Below are 1,094 nucleotides of genomic sequence, written 5' to 3' on the forward strand. Positions count from 1 at the left end.
GATTGACCTGTTGTATCTAAATTTGATTTAATACATAAATCTATAAATTTTTTTAAATCTCCATTTTCAGACTTTGCCAAGTACTCTTCTATATTTTTTATTTCTAAGTATTCTTCATACTGAATTCCTAAGATTTCTTTTTCTACATATTTTATAAGATTATCTACGATTGAAAGCGCTTCTATAATATCCGTTTTTAAAGGATCTGCTGTAACTCCTCCAGCAATTGCATAGGATGTATGAGGCCATTGACCACCAAATATAGCAATAATTTTGACTATTTCTGATGAGTACTTTATTGCTTTTTTCCATTTTTCTCCTGAAAACGGTCTAAAATCTTCTAAGTATGCAGTCGGTAATAATTTTATAAAATCTGGCATTATAAACAAATAAAACCATTTTAAGTGATTTTGTATTATCTCGCTATAAAGAGTAATTTGTCTTATAAGCTTTGCTTTTTGGGGGACATCTATGTTTATAGAATTAGCCATATAAAGATTTTCTATAGCATTTACAGTAGCTATAAGATGAGCGTGTCCACATATACCACAAATTCTGGGAGTTATAACTAAAGCATCCGGTAGTTCTTTACCTTCTAATATCTTTTCAAACCCTCTAGAATTATAGGCAACAACAAAAGCATCTGAAACCTTTCCATAACTATCCCATTGTATTTTTAAACTAACTTCACCTTCAACTCTGTTTAATATAACTTTTTCGACTTTCATCTTTTATTTTATTATATATCTGTTTCTTCAAGTTTTTTATTTAATCTTTGATTTGTAAATGTTTTTGCAACTCCAGATAGCATTATATAAGCTCTTTTAGAAACACCTAAAGGAACTTCTTCAGGAATACCTATATTTGTTTTGGTTTCAAAATATTTAGATCTAAGTGGAAAGTCAAATTCTGTATAACCTATACATGGCATGCCACTTCGTGTTTTTGAAGACTTTCCATTCCATAAAATTTTATTACACGGAGAATGTGTCAAAGGTCCTCTACAACCAAGCTCGTAAAATAAACAACCTTCCTTTGTACCAAACTCATGAGCTTCCACTTTCCATTCAAAATACTCGTTTCTTATACATCCA

1 protein-coding gene and 1 pseudogene are annotated in these 1,094 nt (G+C 30.1%); both read right to left on the reverse strand.

The window, feature by feature from the left end; genetic code table 11:
- A partial coding sequence (locus tag NE054_RS08335; protein ID WP_297890532.1) for a nickel-dependent hydrogenase large subunit occupies positions 1 to 728 on the reverse strand: 728 nt, incomplete at its 3' end.
- Positions 729 to 739: 11 nt separating this feature from the next.
- A pseudogene (locus NE054_RS08340) lies at positions 740 to 1,094 on the reverse strand (Ni/Fe hydrogenase); the annotation flags it as partial.

Source organism: Sulfurihydrogenibium sp., assembly GCF_027448985.1.
Lineage (GTDB): Bacteria > Aquificota > Aquificia > Aquificales > Hydrogenothermaceae > Sulfurihydrogenibium.